General features: G+C 68.4%; 16 protein-coding genes. 1 reads left to right on the top strand and 15 read right to left on the bottom strand.

Annotation, left to right across the window (positions count from 1 at the left end; translation table 11 throughout):
• Positions 1-47: 47 nt before the first annotated feature.
• The 15 genes from rseP to AC3WL7_RS01500 all read right to left on the bottom strand — a co-directional run bounded on the left by rseP (position 48) and on the right by AC3WL7_RS01500 (position 15344).
• Entirely contained in the window at positions 48-1406 is a 1359-nt protein-coding gene (rseP, locus tag AC3WL7_RS01570) for an RIP metalloprotease RseP (RefSeq protein WP_492749091.1), read from the bottom strand.
• A gap of 55 nt (positions 1407-1461) precedes the next feature.
• Positions 1462-2652 carry a 1-deoxy-D-xylulose-5-phosphate reductoisomerase gene (locus AC3WL7_RS01565; RefSeq protein WP_079221252.1) on the bottom strand — a complete coding sequence of 397 codons (1191 nt, stop codon included), beginning with the start codon at positions 2650-2652 and terminating at the stop codon, positions 1462-1464.
• 2 nt (positions 2653-2654) lie between these two features.
• Positions 2655-3491, bottom strand: a complete 837-nt coding sequence (locus tag AC3WL7_RS01560; RefSeq protein WP_079221253.1) for a phosphatidate cytidylyltransferase — start codon at positions 3489-3491, stop codon at positions 2655-2657.
• Entirely contained in the window at positions 3488-4255 is a 768-nt protein-coding gene (gene uppS, locus AC3WL7_RS01555) for a polyprenyl diphosphate synthase (protein WP_492749090.1), read from the bottom strand. The genes AC3WL7_RS01560 and uppS overlap by 4 nt, the downstream gene beginning before the upstream one ends.
• 5 nt (positions 4256-4260) lie before the next feature.
• Positions 4261-4815 carry a ribosome recycling factor gene (gene frr / locus AC3WL7_RS01550; RefSeq protein WP_079221255.1) on the bottom strand — a complete coding sequence of 185 codons (555 nt, stop codon included), beginning with the start codon at positions 4813-4815 and terminating at the stop codon, positions 4261-4263.
• 97 nt (positions 4816-4912) lie between these two features.
• Positions 4913-5641, bottom strand: a complete 729-nt coding sequence (gene pyrH, locus AC3WL7_RS01545) for a UMP kinase (protein ID WP_079221256.1) — start codon at positions 5639-5641, stop codon at positions 4913-4915.
• Between the two features lie 119 nt (positions 5642-5760).
• Positions 5761-7299 carry a sensor domain-containing diguanylate cyclase gene (locus tag AC3WL7_RS01540; protein WP_079221257.1) on the bottom strand — a complete coding sequence of 513 codons (1539 nt, stop codon included), beginning with the start codon at positions 7297-7299 and terminating at the stop codon, positions 5761-5763.
• A 295-nt stretch (positions 7300-7594) separates the two neighbouring features.
• Positions 7595-8470, bottom strand: coding sequence for a translation elongation factor Ts (gene tsf / locus AC3WL7_RS01535; protein ID WP_079221258.1), 876 nt, complete (start codon positions 8468-8470; stop codon positions 7595-7597).
• Between the two features lie 126 nt (positions 8471-8596).
• Positions 8597-9403, bottom strand: coding sequence for a 30S ribosomal protein S2 (gene rpsB, locus AC3WL7_RS01530; protein WP_079221259.1), 807 nt, complete (start codon positions 9401-9403; stop codon positions 8597-8599).
• A 219-nt stretch (positions 9404-9622) separates the two neighbouring features.
• Complete coding sequence (locus AC3WL7_RS01525; RefSeq protein WP_492749089.1) at positions 9623-10339, bottom strand: fimbrial biogenesis chaperone; 717 nt, start codon at positions 10337-10339, stop codon at positions 9623-9625.
• On the bottom strand, positions 10339-10614 hold the full coding sequence (locus tag AC3WL7_RS01520) for a hypothetical protein (RefSeq protein ID WP_492749088.1): 276 nt from the start codon (positions 10612-10614) through the stop codon (positions 10339-10341). Before AC3WL7_RS01520 ends, AC3WL7_RS01525 begins: the two co-directional genes overlap by 1 nt.
• Before the next feature lie 67 nt (positions 10615-10681).
• A complete protein-coding gene (locus AC3WL7_RS01515) occupies positions 10682-11701 on the bottom strand; it encodes a Csu type fimbrial protein (RefSeq protein ID WP_492749087.1) in 1020 nt (339 codons plus the stop codon).
• Positions 11698-14043, bottom strand: coding sequence for a fimbria/pilus outer membrane usher protein (locus tag AC3WL7_RS01510; protein WP_312738645.1), 2346 nt, complete (start codon positions 14041-14043; stop codon positions 11698-11700). The genes AC3WL7_RS01515 and AC3WL7_RS01510 overlap by 4 nt, the downstream gene beginning before the upstream one ends.
• A gap of 28 nt (positions 14044-14071) precedes the next feature.
• Positions 14072-14806 (bottom strand): fimbrial biogenesis chaperone, encoded by a 735-nt coding sequence (locus AC3WL7_RS01505; RefSeq protein WP_200732342.1) that lies wholly within the window; start codon positions 14804-14806, stop codon positions 14072-14074.
• A gap of 10 nt (positions 14807-14816) precedes the next feature.
• Complete coding sequence (locus tag AC3WL7_RS01500) at positions 14817-15344, bottom strand: Csu type fimbrial protein (protein ID WP_108746297.1); 528 nt, start codon at positions 15342-15344, stop codon at positions 14817-14819.
• Positions 15345-15583: 239 nt separating this feature from the next.
• On the opposite strand from AC3WL7_RS01500, the gene map reads away from it, so the two are divergent.
• Positions 15584-16360 (top strand): type I methionyl aminopeptidase, encoded by a 777-nt coding sequence (gene map, locus AC3WL7_RS01495; protein WP_108747792.1) that lies wholly within the window; start codon positions 15584-15586, stop codon positions 16358-16360.
• The last annotated feature ends 1 nt before the right edge of the window (position 16361 follow it).

Genomic DNA, 16361 nt, shown 5'->3' with positions numbered 1-16361 from the left:
ATTGGTACGGGGTGCCGGCGCTGTAGACGCCAAAAACGTGGAAAAGTTCATCGCGTGGCCAGGCCGAGGATGTCGTTGTAGAACGCCAGCCCCATCAACCCGGCCAGCAACGCCAGGCCGATGTACTGACCCGCGGCGATGGCACGCTCGCTCAGCGGGCTGCCCTTGACCAACTCGATAAGGTAATACAGCAGGTGCCCGCCGTCCAAGATGGGAATCGGAAGCAGGTTGATGATGCACAGGCTCAGCGACAGCAGCGCGAGGAACTGCAGGAACCAGTCGAGGCCGCGCTTGGCCGAAACATTGGCCACGCGGGCGATGGTGACCGGGCCGGAAACGTTCTGCAGCGAGGCCTTGCCGGTGACGATGCGGGCCATCATGCCCAGCGAATCGGAGGCCAGGCGGCCGGTTTCACGCACGGCCACGGTCACCGCATCGAGCGGGCCGTAGCGCATCAGGGTGTCATAGGCGGGGCTGAAGGCGCCCGGGAAGGCCACGCCGATCTGCCAGACCGGCTTGCCCTGGCCGTCCTTGCCCTGGCGCGGGGTCACTTCCAGCGCCAGGCGCTCGCCCCCGCGCAGCACTTCGATCATGCCGGGCCCGCCACGGCGGCCCAGTTCCTGGATCTGCGGGCTGACCTGGTCGGCCCCGTCGATGCGCTGGCCGTCGATGGCCACGATCACGTCGCCCGCCTGCAGCAGGCCGGCCACGGCCGAATCGGCTGTCAGGCTGTCCACCTGCGCCGGCTGCAGCGCGGCCTGCCACTGCAGGCCCGCCAGGCTGGGCACGCGGCGTTCATCGAAGCCGGCCGGCAGTTGCGACAGCGGCAGGGTGCGGTTGCGCACCTGGTCACTGCTGTCCAGCACTTCGAGGGTGACGTCGCGCCGGTCCATCGCTGCGGCGGTCAGGGCCATGCTGGCATCGCCCAGGGTGACCACGTCGCGGTCGTCCACGCGCAGCACACGGTCGCCGCTGGACAGGCCGGCGCTGGCGGCAATGCCGGTGGTGCGGCCGATGGTGGCCGAATAGTCCTGCTTGCCGATCACGAACATCGCCCACAGCAGCAGGATGCACAGCAGCAGGTTGGCGATCGGCCCGGCAGCGACGATGGCGATGCGCTGCCAGACCGTCTTGTGGTTGAAGGCCTGCCCCCGCTCGTGCGGGTGCACCTCCACCTCGCGCTCGTCGAGGAATTTCACATAACCGCCGAGCGGCAGGGCGGCGATGGCGAACTCGGTGCCGTGCTTGTCGCGGCGCGACCACAGCGGGCGGCCGAAGCCGACCGAGAAGCGCAGCACCTTGACCCCGCAGAGGCGGCCCACGGCGTAGTGCCCGAACTCGTGGAAGGTGACCAGCAGCCCGAGGCTGACGATCATCCACCAGACCGATCCGATGAAGTCAGTCATGCAGGCTCACGGTGGCGGGCAGTGGCAGCGGCGTCATGCGGTATGGGCGTGGCGTTCAGGCGGCGTCGATGGCGTTCAGGGTCAACTGGCGGGCCCGCTGGTCGGCGGACAACAGGCCGTCCAGTGTATCGGCTGCTTCGGTCGGCAGTGTTGAAAGAGCGTTAGCAACCAGCGCGGGAATGCTCAGGAAACCGATCCTGCCCTGAAGAAACGCTGAAACCGCCTCTTCATTGGCGGCATTCAGCACCGCCGGAGCAGTGCCGCCGGCCTGCATCGCCTGCCAGGCCAGGGCCAGGCAGGGGAAGGCCTCGGTATCGGGCGCTTCGAAATCGAGCCGGCCCTGGGCCAGCAGGTCCAGCCCGGATACGCCCGATTCGATGCGCTGCGGCCAGCCCAGGCCGACGGCCAGGGTGGTGCGCATGTCCGGCAGGCCCAGCTGGGCCAGGGTCGAGCCGTCGACGAACTCGACCAGCGAATGGACCAGGCTCTGCGGATGGACCAGCACCTCGATGCGCTCGCCGGGCACCTTGAACAGGTGGTGCGCCTCGATCACTTCCAGGCCCTTGTTCATCAACGTCGCCGAATCGACCGAGATCTTCGGGCCCATCGACCACTTCGGGTGGGCAACGGCCTGGGCCGGGGTCACCTGCTCCAGTTCGGCGCGGCTGCGGCCACGGAACGGGCCACCGGAGGCGGTCAGCAGGATCCGGCGCACGCCGGCCCCGTCCAGGCTGGCATCGCGCGAGCGCAGGCACTGGAAGATGGCGCTGTGCTCGCTGTCGATCGGGATGATCTCGGCGCCGCCGCGTTCGGCGGTGCGGGTCAGCAGCTCGCCGGCCAGCACCAGCGATTCCTTGTTGGCCAGCAGGATGCGCTTGCCGGCAGCGGCAGCGGCCAGGGTCGAGGACAGGCCGGCGGCACCGACGATGGCGGCCACCACGGTGTCACAGGCATCGCTGGCCGCGAGCTGGTCCAGCGCGGCAGCGCCAGCGTGGGCTTCGGTGGCCAGGCCAGCGTCGCGCAGGCCGTCGCGCAGTTCGGCGTACAGGCTGTCATCGGCGATGACGGCATGGGCGGGGCGATGCTGGCGGCACAGCGCCAGCAGGGCCTGCACCTGGCGGCCGGCGGCCAGCACCGTGGCCTGGTAGCGCTGCGGGTGGCGTGCGATCACGTCCAGCGTGGAGGCACCAATCGAGCCGGTGGCGCCGAATACGGCGACCCGGCGCAGGTCTGCAGCAGCATCCATGGTCAGAATCCGAAGATTTCCTTGCCCAGCGCGAACACCGGCAGGGCGGCCAGCACGCCGTCGACGCGGTCCAGCACGCCGCCGTGGCCAGGAATGAGGTGGCCCGAATCCTTGGCGCCGGCGTGGCGCTTGATCAGGCTTTCGTAGAGGTCGCCCAGCACCGAGGCGAACACAGCTACCACCGAGGTGACCAGCAGGCCCGGCAGGTGCGCGACATCCACGCCGGCGAGCAGGCCCAGGCCCACGGCCACGGCGACACCGGCCAGCAGGCCGCCGAACAGGCCTTCCCAGGTCTTGTTGGGGCTGATGCGCGGGGCCAGCTTGTGCTTGCCGAAGTGGCGGCCGGCGAAATAGGCGCCCGAATCGGCGGCCCAGACCAGCGCCAGCGCGGCCAGCAGCCACAGGTGGCCCTGGTGGCCCGGCGGATCGCCACCGGCATGGATCAGCACCAGCGACGCCCATGCCGGGACGATGGCCAGGGTGCCGGCCAGCAGCTTGAGGATGCGTGCCGGGCTGCCCGGCTGCGCGCCGAAGGTGAAGAAGCGCAGCCAGACCAGGGCGGCCAGCCACCAGGCCACGCCGACCAGGGTGGCCAGCTGGAACAGAACCAGCGAGCTGCCATCGGCCCACACCATCAGCACCATCAGCAGCAGGTTCAGCACCAGCAGCACGGTACGGGCCAGGGTGTCTTCGATGCCGGCCAGCTTCAGCCATTCCCACAGGCCGATCAGGAACACGGCGGCGGCGGCCGCAGCCAGCCATTGGGTGGGCAGCAGCAGGATCGCGGCAATGGCCACCGGCGCCATGATCAGCGCGGCGAGGACTCGGGTCTTGGTCATGGGCTGGGCGTCTCGGTGGCCAGGGCGGCGATCTGGGCGCTGGTCAGGCCGAAGCGGCGTTCACGATTGGCGTAGGCGTCCAGCGCCTGCTGCAGCTGCGCGGAATCGAAGTCCGGCCACAGTGCCTCGGTGAACCACAGTTCGGTATACGCCAGCTGCCACAGCAGGAAGTTGCTGATGCGGGTATCGCCACCGGTACGGATGAACAGGTCCGGCGGCGGCAGGTCGGCCAGGGCGACCTGGCGGCCCAGCAGCGATTCGTCGATCTGCTCGGGGAGCAGGCGCCCGGCGGCCACTTCCGCCGCCAGCGCACGGGCGGCGCGGGCGATGTCCTGGCGCCCGCCGTAACTGGCGGCGATCGACAGGGTCAGGGTGGTGTTGTCGGCGGTGCGCTGTTCGGCCAGCTGCATGCGGCTGACCAGCCCTGCACCGAAGCGGTCGCGTTCGCCGATGAAGCGCACGCGCACGCCACGACGGTGCAGCTCGTCCACTTCACGGTCGAGCGCGCCGAGGAACAGCTTCATCAGGGCATCGACTTCTTCCTGCGGGCGGCCCCAGTTCTCGCTGGAGAACGCGAACAGGGTCAGCGCCGGAATGCCCAGTTCAAGGCAACGGTCGATGGTACGGTTGACCGCGCGCGCGCCGGCACGGTGGCCGATCGCGCGCGGACGGCGGCGCTGCTGTGCCCAGCGCCCGTTGCCATCCATGATGATGGCAAGGTGGCGGGGCAGGGCGGCCGGCAAGGGAGGCGGGACTGAAGGCATCGACTTCAGACCGACAACAGTTCCTTTTCCTTGTCGGCGACGACTTTGTCGACGTCCTTGATGCTGGTGTCAGTCAGCTTCTGGATGTCGTCTTCGCCGCGCTTCTTCTCGTCTTCGCTGATGGCCTTGTCCTTGACCAGCTTGGCGATTTCCTTGTTGGCATCCTGGCGGATGTTGCGCACGGCGATCTTGGCGCCTTCGCCTTCCTTCTGCACCTGCTTGGCCAGCTCCTTGCGGCGCTCTTCGGTCGGCGGCGGCATGTTGATGCGGATGGCGGCGCCCAGCGTGTTCGGGGTGAACTCGTGGTTGTACAGGCCCTTCTCGATTTCCTTGATCATGCTCTTGTCGAAGGGCGTGACCAGCAGCGAGTGGGCATCGGCGTTGGAGATCGACGCGACCTGGTTCAGCGGGGTGCTGGCGTTGCCGTAGGCATTGACCGTAACGCGGTCCAGCAGGGCGGGAGTGGCACGCCCGGTGCGGATCGAGGTGAGGGTGTGCTTCAGAGCGTCGATGCTCTTGGCCATGCGCGTCTGCGCGTTGTTCTTGATGTCGTTGAGCATCGCCCGGGTCCTGGATGTAACTGGAATCGGGCGATTATAGGCGAATACGGGACGCTGCCGGGCCTGAATCGGCCCGGAGCACGCCTGGCGCTCAGGCTCAGGCCGGGTCGCGGCCCTGGACCAGGGTGCCGATGTTGGCGCCGCCGAGGATCTTCAGCAGCTCGCCCGGCTGGCCCATGTCGAACACGCGCATCGGCAGGTCGCTGTCGCGGGCCAGCGCGAAGGCGGCCGTATCCATCACTTCCAGGCCGCGGCGGATCACTTCGTCGTAGCTCAGGCTGTCGAAGCGGACCGCATCGCTGTGCTTGTTCGGGTCCTTGTCGTACACGCCATCGACCTTGGTGGCCTTCAGCAGCAGGTCCGCGCCGATCTCGATCGCACGCAGGGCCGCGCCCGAGTCGGTGGTGAAGAACGGGCTGCCGACGCCGGCGGCGAAGATCACCAGGCGGCCCTTTTCCAGGTGGCGGATGGCGCGGCGGCGGATGTAGTCCTCGCACACGTCGTTGATCTTGATGGCGCTCATCACGCGGGCCTTGGCGCCCAGCTTCTCCAGCGCGTCCTGCATGGCCAGGGCGTTGATGACCGTGGCCAGCATGCCCATCTGGTCGCCGGTGACGCGATCCATGCCGCCTGCGGCCAGGCCGGCGCCGCGGAAGATGTTGCCGCCGCCGATCACCAGCGCCACTTCGGCGCCCGCCTGCTGGGCCTCGATCACTTCACGGGCCAGGCGGTTGATGATCTTCGGGTCGATGCCGTAGTCCTCATCTCCCATCAGCGCCTCCCCGGACAGTTTTAGAAGGATGCGGCGATAGGCGAGCTTGGACATATGGACCTCGTGAGCGTGGAAATCGCGGGGGATTCTACGCGCATGCGGCGCGCGGCCAAAGCATTTTGTGCACTGCGGCGCAGAAAGCTTCACCGCCCCGTTCAGCCGGGGCGGCGGGTTCAGCCCAGTTCGGCGCCCGCCGTGGCAGACAGCTCATCATGCCCCAGTTCGCCGGGAGAGCGTGCGATGACACGGTTACGGCCCAGGTTCTTGGAGCGGTACAGCACGTCATCGGCGGCGCGCAGCAGGTCCTGCACGCCGGCAAAGCGCTCGTAACCGCCCTGGGTGGCCACGCCGGCGGAGAACGTCACGAACAGCGGCCCGCTCTCCAGTTCGACCATCGGGGTGGAGACGATGTTGGCCAGCACCCGGCGGATCACGTCCAGGGCGACCGCTTCGCTGGTGTTGGGCAGCAGCGCGACGAACTCCTCGCCGCCGAAGCGGGCGACGGTGTCGCTGTTGCGCAGCTGGCCCTGCAGCTTGTTGGCGAACACGCGCAGCACTTCGTCACCGGTCAGGTGGCCGTGGGCGTCGTTGATCTTCTTGAAATCGTCCAGGTCGATGAAGGCCACCGACAACGGCCAGCCATGCCGGCCGGCGCGCTGGAACTCCTGGTCGAGCACGGTTTCCAGCTGGCGGCGGTTGAGCACGCCGGTCAGGGCGTCGCGGTGGGCCTGGTCGGCCAGGCGCTTGGCCCGTGCCTCGAACTCGTCGGCACGGCGGCGCGCCTGTTCGGCATCCTGCATCTCGCGCAGGTTGCGCAGCGTGGTCAGCTCCTGTGCGTGGTCGATCAGCTCGCGCACGCGCGACGGCGAGCTCAGGCCGGTCTCGAACAGGCTGGCGATGTCCGGCAGCGCGTCGCTGATGCGGGCGAGCACCTGGTCGAAGCGGGCGCTGTCCAGCTGCAGGCGCTCGTGGACCTCGTGCAGGGCGCGTTCGCGGGCGGCGTCGGCATCCGCGTCCAGCCAGATGTCGGCGACCGCGCCGGACAGCTGCACGCAGGCCTGGAACGCATTGTCGGTGGCAGGCTCGGACTCGCTCAGGCGGATGCTGTCCACCAGGTAGCGCGGCAGGCCCCACTGTTCGGCCACCCAGGCGCCGACGTCGGCGTGGGTGCAGCCCAGTTCCTCGCGCTCGCGGGCGATCAGGTCCAGGTTGTCACCGGCTTCGCGCAGCAGCGGCAGGTAACGCTCCGATTCGGCCTGGGCCAGGCACAGCACGCCCATGTCCTGCAGCAGGCCGGCCAGCATCAGTTCTTCCAGCCGGCGCAGGCCGCGGGCCTGGCCCAGCTGGCTGGCGGCCAGGGCGCTGAGGATGCTGCGCTTCCAGGCGCGCTGGCGCAGGTCGTGGTCGGCACCGCTGCCGCCGGTCAGGCCCTGGGTCACAGTGAAGCCCAGGGCGAGGCTGATCGTGGCGTTGAGCCCGAGCATGGTCAGGGCCTGGCCGAGGTTCTCGATGCGGCGCCGGCTGGCGTACAGCGGCGAATTGGCGATGCGCAGCATGCGAGCGCTCAGCGCCATGTCGATGGCGATGATGTCGGCGGCGGTGGCGATGTCCGCTTCCGGGTCCTGGGCCAGTTCGATGATGCGCAGGGCAATACCGGGGGGCGAGGGCAGGTTGCGGCACAGCGCCAGGGCAGCAGTCAGCTCAGGAGGCATGTCGGATCGTTCAATTCCATTAGGACAAGAATACCTAGGAATGCATCACAGTCTGCGACTTCTGTTCCTGTTACGTGATTGCGTATTCCCCTATGCCGAGTATCGGCTTGAATGGGCGATAACGCAAAGATCCTTGTTTGGGATGTGCGCACCAACGGTGCGCACCCACAGGGGGAGAAGGTGTGCGCACCAACGGTGCGCACCCACAGGCCAACGGTGCATGCCTGCAGGCACAAAAAAAGAGCCGCGGTTTCCCGCGGCTCCTTCTGGTCGTTTCGCAGCCGGTGGGCTGGAATCAGACCTGCATCGCCTTGGCAACTTCGGCGGCGTAGTCTTCAACCACCTTCTCGATGCCTTCGCCAACGACCAGCAGCTGGAAGCCAGCCACGTCGGCGCCGGCGGCCTTGACCACCTGCTCGACGGTGGTGTCGCCCAGCACGTAGGTCTGGCCGTACAGGGTCACTTCGCTGACGATCTTGTTGATCTTGCCGCTGATGATCTTTTCCAGGATGTCGGCCGGCTTGGACTTGTCCTTCTCGGACATCTTGGCCAGTTCGATTTCCTTTTCCTTTTCCACGAACTCGGCCGGCACATCGGCAGCCTTGTTGTGCGGCGGCTTCAGCGCAGCCACGTGCATGGCCAGGCCGCGGGCCAGCTCGACGTCGCCGCCGATCAGGTCAACCAGCACGCCGACCTTGCCGTTGGTGTGGACGTAGGCACCGACGTTGCCGGTGGTGTCGACCTTGACCAGGCGACGGATCTGGATGTTTTCACCCAGCTTCTGGATCGCGGTGGCGCGGGCTTCTTCGACGGTCTCGCCGGAGGCCAGCTTGGCGGTCTTCAGGGCTTCGGCGTCAACGGCACCCGATGCCAGGGCGGCAGCGGCGACGGAATCGACGAAGTTCTTGAAGTTGACGTCGTTGGCAACGAAGTCGGTTTCCGAGTTGATCTCGACCAGCACGGCCTTGCCGCCGTCCTGGGCCAGGCCCAGACGGCCTTCGGCGGCCACGCGGTCAGCCTTCTTGTCGGCCTTGGCGGCGCCCGACTTGCGCAGGGCTTCAGCAGCGGCGTTGATGTCGCCGCCGGCTTCGGTCAGCGCCTTCTTGCATTCCATCATGCCGGCGCCAGTGCGCTCGCGCAGTTCCTTGACCAGGGAAGCAGTGATTTCCACGGGATTACCTCACGAAAGAAAGGGGTAGGGCCGGCATGTTGGCCGGCCCGTGTGACAGTGTCCGGTCGCCGCGCCAGTGGCAGCGGTCAGGACAGGTGGGCGCTGGGCGCCCACCGGGGGCCTGGATCAGGCCTGGGCTTCGCCCTTGTCAGCAGCGGCCTTCTTGGCCGGTGCGCGGCGGGCCGGCTTGCCTTCTTCAGCAGCGGCGGCGTCGGCGAAGTCTTCTTCACGCACCGAAGCAGCGTGCGGAGCAGCAGCCTTGCCTTCCAGCACGGCGTCGGCAGCGGCGCGGGCGTACAGCTGCACAGCGCGGATGGCGTCGTCGTTGCCCGGGATCGCGTAGTCGACCAGTTCCGGGTTGTAGTTGGTGTCGACCACGGCGATGACCGGGATGCCCAGCTTCTTGGCTTCCTTGATCGCGATGTCTTCGTGGCCGATGTCGATCACGAAGATGGCGTCCGGCAGGCGGTTCATGTCCTTGATGCCGCCCAGCGAGGCTTCCAGCTTGTCGCGCTCGCGACGCAGGCCCAGCACTTCGTGCTTGACCAGCTTCTCGAAGGTGCCGTCGGTTTCACCGGCTTCCAGTTCCTTCAGGCGGGCAACCGACTGCTTGACGGTACGGAAGTTGGTCAGGGTGCCGCCCAGCCAACGCTGGTTCATGAACGGCATGCCGCAACGCTCGGCTTCTTCACGGATGGTTTCGCGGGCGCTGCGCTTGGTGCCCAGGAACAGGACGGTGCCGCGCTTCTGGGCAACCGACGAGATGAAGTTCATCGCGTCGTTGAACAGCGGGACGGTCTTTTCCAGGTTGATGATGTGGATCTTGCCGCGGGCGCCGAAGATGTACGGAGCCATCTTGGGGTTCCAGTAGCGGGTCTGGTGGCCGAAGTGGACGCCGGCTTCCAGCATCTGACGCATGGTGACCTGGGGCATTGCAAAACTCCTGATGGGGAACCGGCGATTCCGCCCGCGGGATAGGTATGCGGGACGCGTGGAAGCGCTGATGGTTCCGGGGTTGGGCTTCCCTGTTGCCTCCGTGGCCGAACTCCTTGCGGAGCACCCCGGCACGGATGGGGGCAGCAGGTGTGGATTCGCCGATGACGTACGGCGTGGACGGCGTTCCGCGCACGGGGCGGCAGAACATCCGGCGGATTATAGTCCGGAGAGTGCCGGTGGTGCAATGGCAGGCGCGGGCGTGAGCACGGCTTCGCTGCCATCGGCCAGTCGGGCGCGGAACCCGCCGCCGGCATAGCCCCCGTCGCGGGGCGGCAGCGGCCAGCTGCGCCCGCTGCCGGCCAGCACGTAGCCGGCCAGCCCCGGCAGCACGGGCGCGCTGTGCCCCTGTGCGTCGATGAACGTCAGGTCGGCCAGGCGCGCGTGCAGCGTGCCGCTATTGTAAAGCCACAGCCGCGGCGGCTGCCCGGGCCCTGCCAGCAGGGCGGCCTCCAGAGGCAGTGGGCGGGCCGACGCCATCGGCTGCAGGAAAACCGGAAGGGAGTGGCGCTCGGCGCGGCTGGGGGCGGTTCCTGCCTGGGGCGCGATCAGCAGCCGGTACGCACGTTCCTCCCGTTCAGGTGCCGGTCCCAGCCGCACGATCCGCAGCCGTTGCCGCTGGCCGGGCAGGATGTGCAGCCGCGCGGGGCTGACCGCAAGATCGTCTGCCGGGTCCAGGGTGTCCCCCTGGCCAGGCTGGTTCCAGCGGTAGACGGTGGCGTGGCCGGTCCATTCGGTGGCCTCGTCGTTGGTCAGCCACAGCGCGTCGTGGCTGGTTCCGGCCGGGATCTCAACGCCGCTGCGCGACAGTTCCAGGGCCTGGGCAGGGGCGGCCAGCAGCCCGCACAGCAGCGCCCGCAGCACGACCTTCCCCATCAGTAGGTAATCGTCACGAGGCCGGGCGTCGCATCGCCTTCCTGTGCGGGTGGGCTGAGGGCCCGGATCTGCTCCGCATGGCCCCCGGCCGAGTCGCTGCGCTGCAGTGGTGCCTGCGCCGTGCCGGGTGCGCGGATCTGCAGGGTCACCCCGACACCGACCTGCGCGGGAGCGGGGTCAGCCGCCGCAGCGTCGGGCAGGGGGATGTCGCTGGCTGCCGCGGCAAAAACGGGCAGGGCGGCACAGGTCAGGCAGATCAGGCGCAGGGAGGACATGGGCGGCACCAGGGCAATGCAGTCGATATCGGCGGCACTGCCCCGGTCTGAAGCCTGTCGCGCCGCCTCAGTAGGTGATGGTGACCGTGATGGTGTCCGAGTAGCTGCCTGGCGGCGTCGCGGTGCCTGGCGCGGGAGGCACCCGGCCATAGATGGTCAGGTTCTGCGCGGCGCCGGTGCCGGTGCCGCTGGCCGTGGAGGTGTTCAGCACATTGCCCCAGCGCTGGGTACGCGCCGGGTCGCGGTACAGCTCGTAGGGCAGCAGGGCGCCGCTGCTGCCGACCCGCATTCCCCTGTTGCCGGCGCCATCGGCGTGGGTGCCGTTGTCCAGCCCGATCTGGAACGGGCTGCGGTTGACGCAGGTCAGTCTGAAGACGGCCGTGCGGTCGATGTTGGCGGCAACCGTGCCGGTGTTCACGCCGAAATCCATCGGCGCGGTGACATAGGCGCCGCACGCCGGGTTCACCGTCGCCGTGGCAGTGAGGGTCATCGCCGCCGCCTGCAGGTTTGAATTGCCGGTGGCCGCCGGAGGCTGCAGCAGACAGGTCGCGGGGTAGTTGGGCGTGCCCAGCAGCGGCTCGTTGTACGCGTACTGGAAGGTCGCGGCCAGGGCGCTGGTGAACGCGCCTGCTGACAGCACCTGGTTGGCCGGGTAGCGCCCGTACAGCGTGAATGATGCGGTGCCCGAGCCGCCCAGCAGTGGCACCGGATACTGCATCTGCCAGCTCACCCATGTCGGGCTGGTCGCCGCGCCGCTGCCGATCGCGATGGTTCGCGAGGGGTCGCTGTAGATCTGGTAGTTCAACCGGTCACCAAAGCTGTTGGCCAGGGTGCGCCAGGGGGCGATGCCGGTTCCACCGGTGCCGGCGGGCAGCCCCAGGCAGAACGTCACCCGCGCGTTGGCCAGCAATGCGACCGCGCCGGTGGTGCAGGTCACGCTGAACGTCGTGCTGGTGTCGACCAGCCCATTGGAGACGGTGCCGAAGGCCAGCGTCGGGCTGGACAGCGTGCAGGTGGTGGCCGCACGCGCGGGCAGTGCCAGCATGGCCAGCCCGCACAACAGCAACAGCAGCAGCACCCGGTTCACGGTGCAGGCTCCGGCAGGCAGCGCAGCGGCGGCGAGCGGCGCGAGGTGCTGGCCGGCATCTGCACATGGCAGCGCCCGCGCTCGCTTTCGATCAGCAGCCGTGGCGGCTCGCCGCTGAACTCGACCCAGGCCTGGCCATCGTGGCCGACCACCGTCGGGGTCACGCCCGCACCGCTGATCCGCGCGCCCAGCGGCAGCGGCTGGCCTGCTTCGTCGAGCAGGGTCAGCAATGCGCCGCGGCTGTGCACCAGCTTGAAATCCACCCGCATGCCAGCGCCCTGGCGCGGCGTGGCGAAGGTCTCGACACGCTCGGCGCGCATGTCGGCAGGAAGGTCGAGGGTATCGATGCCCAGCCGGTTGCGCTGCCAGGACAGCAGTGGCGTGACCAGCAGCAGCCCGTTCCGGTTGGTCACGCCAACCGGGCGGTTTTCCAGCATCACCGGAATGCCGGGGCGACCGGTGGACACCACCGCGAACGCATCGGGTACTTCGCGGGCGGCAAACACGCTGCCCGCCATCCACACCAGGCTGCCGCTGGCGTTGCCGTAGGCGAAGGTCTGGCCGGCATCGCGGGAAAGCCCGGCCGAGTAGCGGCCGTGGCTGCCCAGCGCGCCGATTTCCGCCAGGCCGCCGTCGTCGCGGGCCTGCAGGCGCCAGCCCGGGCCGCTGCGGCTGCCATCGCCGGGTACCGGCCGCATCACTTCGGCACTGGCGCGATCGACGTCGCCATTGCGCTGCACCGCCAGGGTGGCCTGCCTGTCCTCGCCCAGGCGGGTGCCCAGCGACAGGTAGATGCTGCGGTTCTGCCGCTGGTCGATGTCCTGGGTGGCCGACAGGTAGGCATTCCAGCGGCCGAAGCTGCGCGACCAGAACAGGCTCAGGTAGCGGGTGCGGGTATAGGGCAGGCCGGGGCCGGGCGCCGGTTGCGGTGCATCCAGCACCGGCACGGCCTGGTCAAGCCGCAGGTAGCTCAGGCTCACCGTGCCCAGCCGCTGCAGGTCCACGCCGAAGCTGGCCTGCTCGCTGATGCGCGGCGGCAGGCTGTCCTGCAGGCTGCCCAGGTCGCGGTAGTCGCCGGATGTGCGGCGGCTGGCCAGGTTCACGTTGAACCGGCGGTTGTTCCAGTTGTAGCCCATCCCGTACTGCCGGCCCCGGCGCTGGTCATCCCGGCTCTCGCTCCAGTTCGCACTGAGCACGCCGGCCCGGCCCAGCAGCCATGCGCCACCCACGCCCGCATTGAGGACACCGCCACCGCCTTCGGCATGTGCTTCGAGGGTGAACTGGTTGCTGATGCCGCGGCGCAGGGTGGCGCTGGCGACCGTGTCACTGTCGTAGCGGAACGAGTGGATGCCGAAATCACGCCGCAGCCGGCCGATGCCGGCGGACCAGTCGGACAGGCCGGCGGCCAGCAGCTGCTGCGTGCCGTAGAACGAAAAATCCAGGGTCTGCATGCGGCCGAAGGCATCGGTGACCACCACCTGCGCGGTGCCGGTGCCGCTGATGCCCGGCTGCGTGGCCAGCTGGAACGGCCCCACGGGAACCTGACCGCCGTACTGGCGCAGGCCATCGACATACAGCTCGACGTTGGATGGAACGACGGCTTCGCCCAGGAACGACGGGGTGGGGGTGAGCACCCGGTACGGCTGCAGCCCGTAATTGCGCCCGATCTGGATGCCGGCCATGCGCGCAGGACGCGACCATTCCAGGAATCCGCTGTAGAAATCGCCCACGGTCAGGCTGAGTGCCTGGTCGGGAAGATCCAGGCGCCAGCTTGTGTCCAGCCGCACCGACTGGTGCTGCCAGCCTTCGCCGGGCAGCTGGTAGGTGCGCATCAGGCCGGTGCTGCGCAGGCTGCCGCGGCCGACGCCGAACAGGCGCAGGTCGGTATTGAGGCTCAGGTTGCCCAGCCCGTCGCTGTGGCTGGCATACAGGTCGTAGTTCAACGCCATGCCGGGAGAGGACTGCGCGGCCGGGGTGCCCTGCGCGCTGCGCCCCAGCTGGGCGGTGGGCAGCTGCAGCAGCTGCAGTGGAACCTGCAGGTCCAGGATCTGCAGGCCGGCATCGTAGTGCACGACCACGCCGGCGAGCTGGTCCAGGTAGACCGGACTGTCGCCCTGCACGGGGAAGCCGAGCTGGCGCAGGGTCGCGGCGGGGGCCAGCAGCCGTCCGCCCAGCTCATCGAAACGCAGCAGCCCGCGCGGGGCCTGGTTCAAGGTGGTTTCCAGGTACAGCGCCTGGCTGGCGGTCAGTGGCGTCGGGGGCGGCAGCAACGCGTCGGCAGCGACGTCCATCGCCTCGGCGCCCACCTCGCGCGCCAGGGCCTGCCCGGAAAGCGACGCCATGCCGCTGCAGCAGGCCAGCACGCAGGCCTCAGCGAGCCGGCGGCGTGGCGGGCAATGGAATCGGCTCCGAGCCACCGTTGATCCTCGCGCTGAAGGTGCCGCCCTGCAGTTGCGCAGGGGGCTGCTGCAGCGGCCAGCGCATGGTCTGGCCGGGCAGTACGTATCCCACCAGCCCATCCATCACCGGTGTCCTGTGGCCGCGCACGACCAGGCCGAGATCGGCAATCTGGGCCTGCCCCTGGCCGCTGTTGCTGACCTCCAGCTGCGCCTGCGCGGCGCCGGCTTCCACCAGCCGCGCGGACAGCCGCGGTTCGGGCGGCTTGCCGGCCGGCTGCACCACGACGGGTATCGAATAGCGCAGGACGAACTGCATGCCTTGCCGCGTGGGGTCGTACGCCGGTATTTCATCGACGATCACGCGGTATGCCTGCTGCGTGGCGGGCGCGCCTTCTTCGGCCCGCACGAGCCGGATCAGCTGGCGCTGGCCGGCGGCCAGGGCCTGCATCGGCGGGCTGGGCAGCAGCGCCTGCGTCGGCGTCAACTGGTCACGGCCATCGGCCTGCTGCCACTGGAAGACGCGCACCTGCACCTGCACCGTTTCGGTGCCGCTGTTGCTGATCCACAGGGCCTCGGCCTTCTGCTCCGGCCGCAGCTCGAACTGGGTCGGGGATACCTGCAGGCTGGCGGCCAGGCAAGGGCTCGCGGGCAGGGCCAAAGCAACCCACGCCAGCGTTCGCAGCCAGCGGTCGGTACGCAGCACCATCAGCGCCACCTCAATAGGTGATCGTGGCGGTGATGGTGTCCTGGTAGGCGCCCGGCGCGGCGTTGTTGACGCTCGGGTTGGCCACCTGGCCGTAGACCTGGTAGACCTGGTTGGCGCCCGTGCCGGTGCCTGCCTGGGTGTTGGTGCCGGTGGTGGAGCCCCAGACCACGCTGTGGCCAGCATCCTGGTACAGCTGGTAGCCGACGAAGTTGTTGGCGGTCACGCCGGTATCGGTATTGCGCATGCGCCGTGTGGTCACGTCGGCTGCGGTCCCTGCGTTGAGGCCGGCATTGAGCGCGATCGTGTAGGGGGTGGTCACGCTGCACTGGGCGGTCAGCGTGCCCTGGGCGTTGAGCGGCGTGGTCGAGCTGGCGTCTGCGTTGCCGAAGTTGACGTTGGTCGCGGCGGCAGCAGTGATGGTGCAGGCCTTGTTGATGGTCAGCAGGACATTGAATGTCGTGGTGTCGGCCGCCGATGCGGGGCCGGCCAGGAGCAGGGCCGCGGCCCAGGTGATGGGGGAACGCAGTGCAGATCGCATGTACAGCCTCCCTGACCCGAGGGTCTGTTGGACAGGTCGGAGCGGCACGTTCTGCACCGCGTTGACGACGGTCCTGTTCAGCCTAGGGCGGGTAAGTGTCTGTATTCAGTGATAATTGCGTCGGACAAAGCGTGGGTCGGGTCACGTTTCCGGGCTCCTTGCCGGATCCGTGCATCGTCGATGCGCCCAGTTGGGTGGCGTTCGTTCAGATTGTGGCCGGATCGGCGATAATGGGTGCCATGAGCGTGAATCTGAAAACCCCGCAGGAAATCGAGGCGATGCGCATCGCCGGCCGCCTGGCCAGCGAAGTGCTCGACATCGTCACCCCCCACGTCAAGCCCGGTGTCACCACCGAGGAGCTGGACCGCATCTGCCACGACCACATCGTGAACGTGCAGGGCGCCACGCCGGCCAACGTCGGCTACCGCGGCTTCCCCAAGAGCGTGTGCACCTCGGTCAACAATGTCATCTGCCACGGCATCCCCAGCGAAGGGAAGGTGCTCAAGGATGGCGACATCATCAACATCGACGTCACCGTCATCAAGGACGGCTGGCACGGCGACACCAGCCGCATGTACTTCGTCGGCACGCCGTCGGTGATGGCCCGCCGCCTGGTGGAAGCCACCTACGAAGCCATGTGGCGCGGCATCCGCGCGGTGCGTCCGGGCGCCACCCTGGGCGACATCGGCCATGCCATCCAGAGCTATGCCGAAGGCGAGCGTTTCAGCGTGGTGCGCGAGTACTGCGGCCACGGCATCGGCAAGGTCTACCACGATGAGCCGCAGGTGGTGCATTACGGCCGCCCGGGCCAGGGCCTGGTGCTGCAGCCGGGCATGACCTTCACCATCGAGCCGATGATCAACGAGGGCACCCGCTACAACAAGGTGCTGCCGGATGGCTGGACCGTGGTGACCAAGGACCGCAAGCTGTCGGCGCAGTGGGAGCACATGATCGCGGTCACCGAGACCGGCGTGGACGTGCTGACCCTGTCGCCGGGCGAATCGCAGGTCTCCTGAC

It is taken from the genome of Stenotrophomonas sp. FW305-3-2-15-E-LB1, assembly GCF_058787375.1.
The sequence above is the reverse complement of the archived record's forward strand: the minus strand, read 5'-3'. Positions and strand labels throughout refer to the sequence as shown.

Coding starts and splice junctions, on each gene's coding strand:
- rseP (WP_492749091.1), bottom strand. CDS start 1,406: ATGACTGACTTCATCGGATCGGTCTGGTGGATGATCGTCAGCCTCGGG.
- AC3WL7_RS01565 (WP_079221252.1), bottom strand. CDS start 2,652: ATGGATGCTGCTGCAGACCTGCGCCGGGTCGCCGTATTCGGCGCCACC.
- AC3WL7_RS01560 (WP_079221253.1), bottom strand. CDS start 3,491: ATGACCAAGACCCGAGTCCTCGCCGCGCTGATCATGGCGCCGGTGGCC.
- uppS (WP_492749090.1), bottom strand. CDS start 4,255: ATGCCTTCAGTCCCGCCTCCCTTGCCGGCCGCCCTGCCCCGCCACCTT.
- frr (WP_079221255.1), bottom strand. CDS start 4,815: ATGCTCAACGACATCAAGAACAACGCGCAGACGCGCATGGCCAAGAGC.
- pyrH (WP_079221256.1), bottom strand. CDS start 5,641: ATGTCCAAGCTCGCCTATCGCCGCATCCTTCTAAAACTGTCCGGGGAG.
- AC3WL7_RS01540 (WP_079221257.1), bottom strand. CDS start 7,299: ATGCCTCCTGAGCTGACTGCTGCCCTGGCGCTGTGCCGCAACCTGCCC.
- rpsB (WP_079221259.1), bottom strand. CDS start 9,403: ATGCCCCAGGTCACCATGCGTCAGATGCTGGAAGCCGGCGTCCACTTC.
- AC3WL7_RS01525 (WP_492749089.1), bottom strand. CDS start 10,339: ATGGGGAAGGTCGTGCTGCGGGCGCTGCTGTGCGGGCTGCTGGCCGCC.
- AC3WL7_RS01520 (WP_492749088.1), bottom strand. CDS start 10,614: ATGTCCTCCCTGCGCCTGATCTGCCTGACCTGTGCCGCCCTGCCCGTT.
- AC3WL7_RS01510 (WP_312738645.1), bottom strand. CDS start 14,043: ATGGCGTCGCTTTCCGGGCAGGCCCTGGCGCGCGAGGTGGGCGCCGAG.
- AC3WL7_RS01505 (WP_200732342.1), bottom strand. CDS start 14,806: ATGGTGCTGCGTACCGACCGCTGGCTGCGAACGCTGGCGTGGGTTGCT.
- AC3WL7_RS01500 (WP_108746297.1), bottom strand. CDS start 15,344: ATGCGATCTGCACTGCGTTCCCCCATCACCTGGGCCGCGGCCCTGCTC.
- map (WP_108747792.1), top strand. CDS start 15,584: ATGAGCGTGAATCTGAAAACCCCGCAGGAAATCGAGGCGATGCGCATC.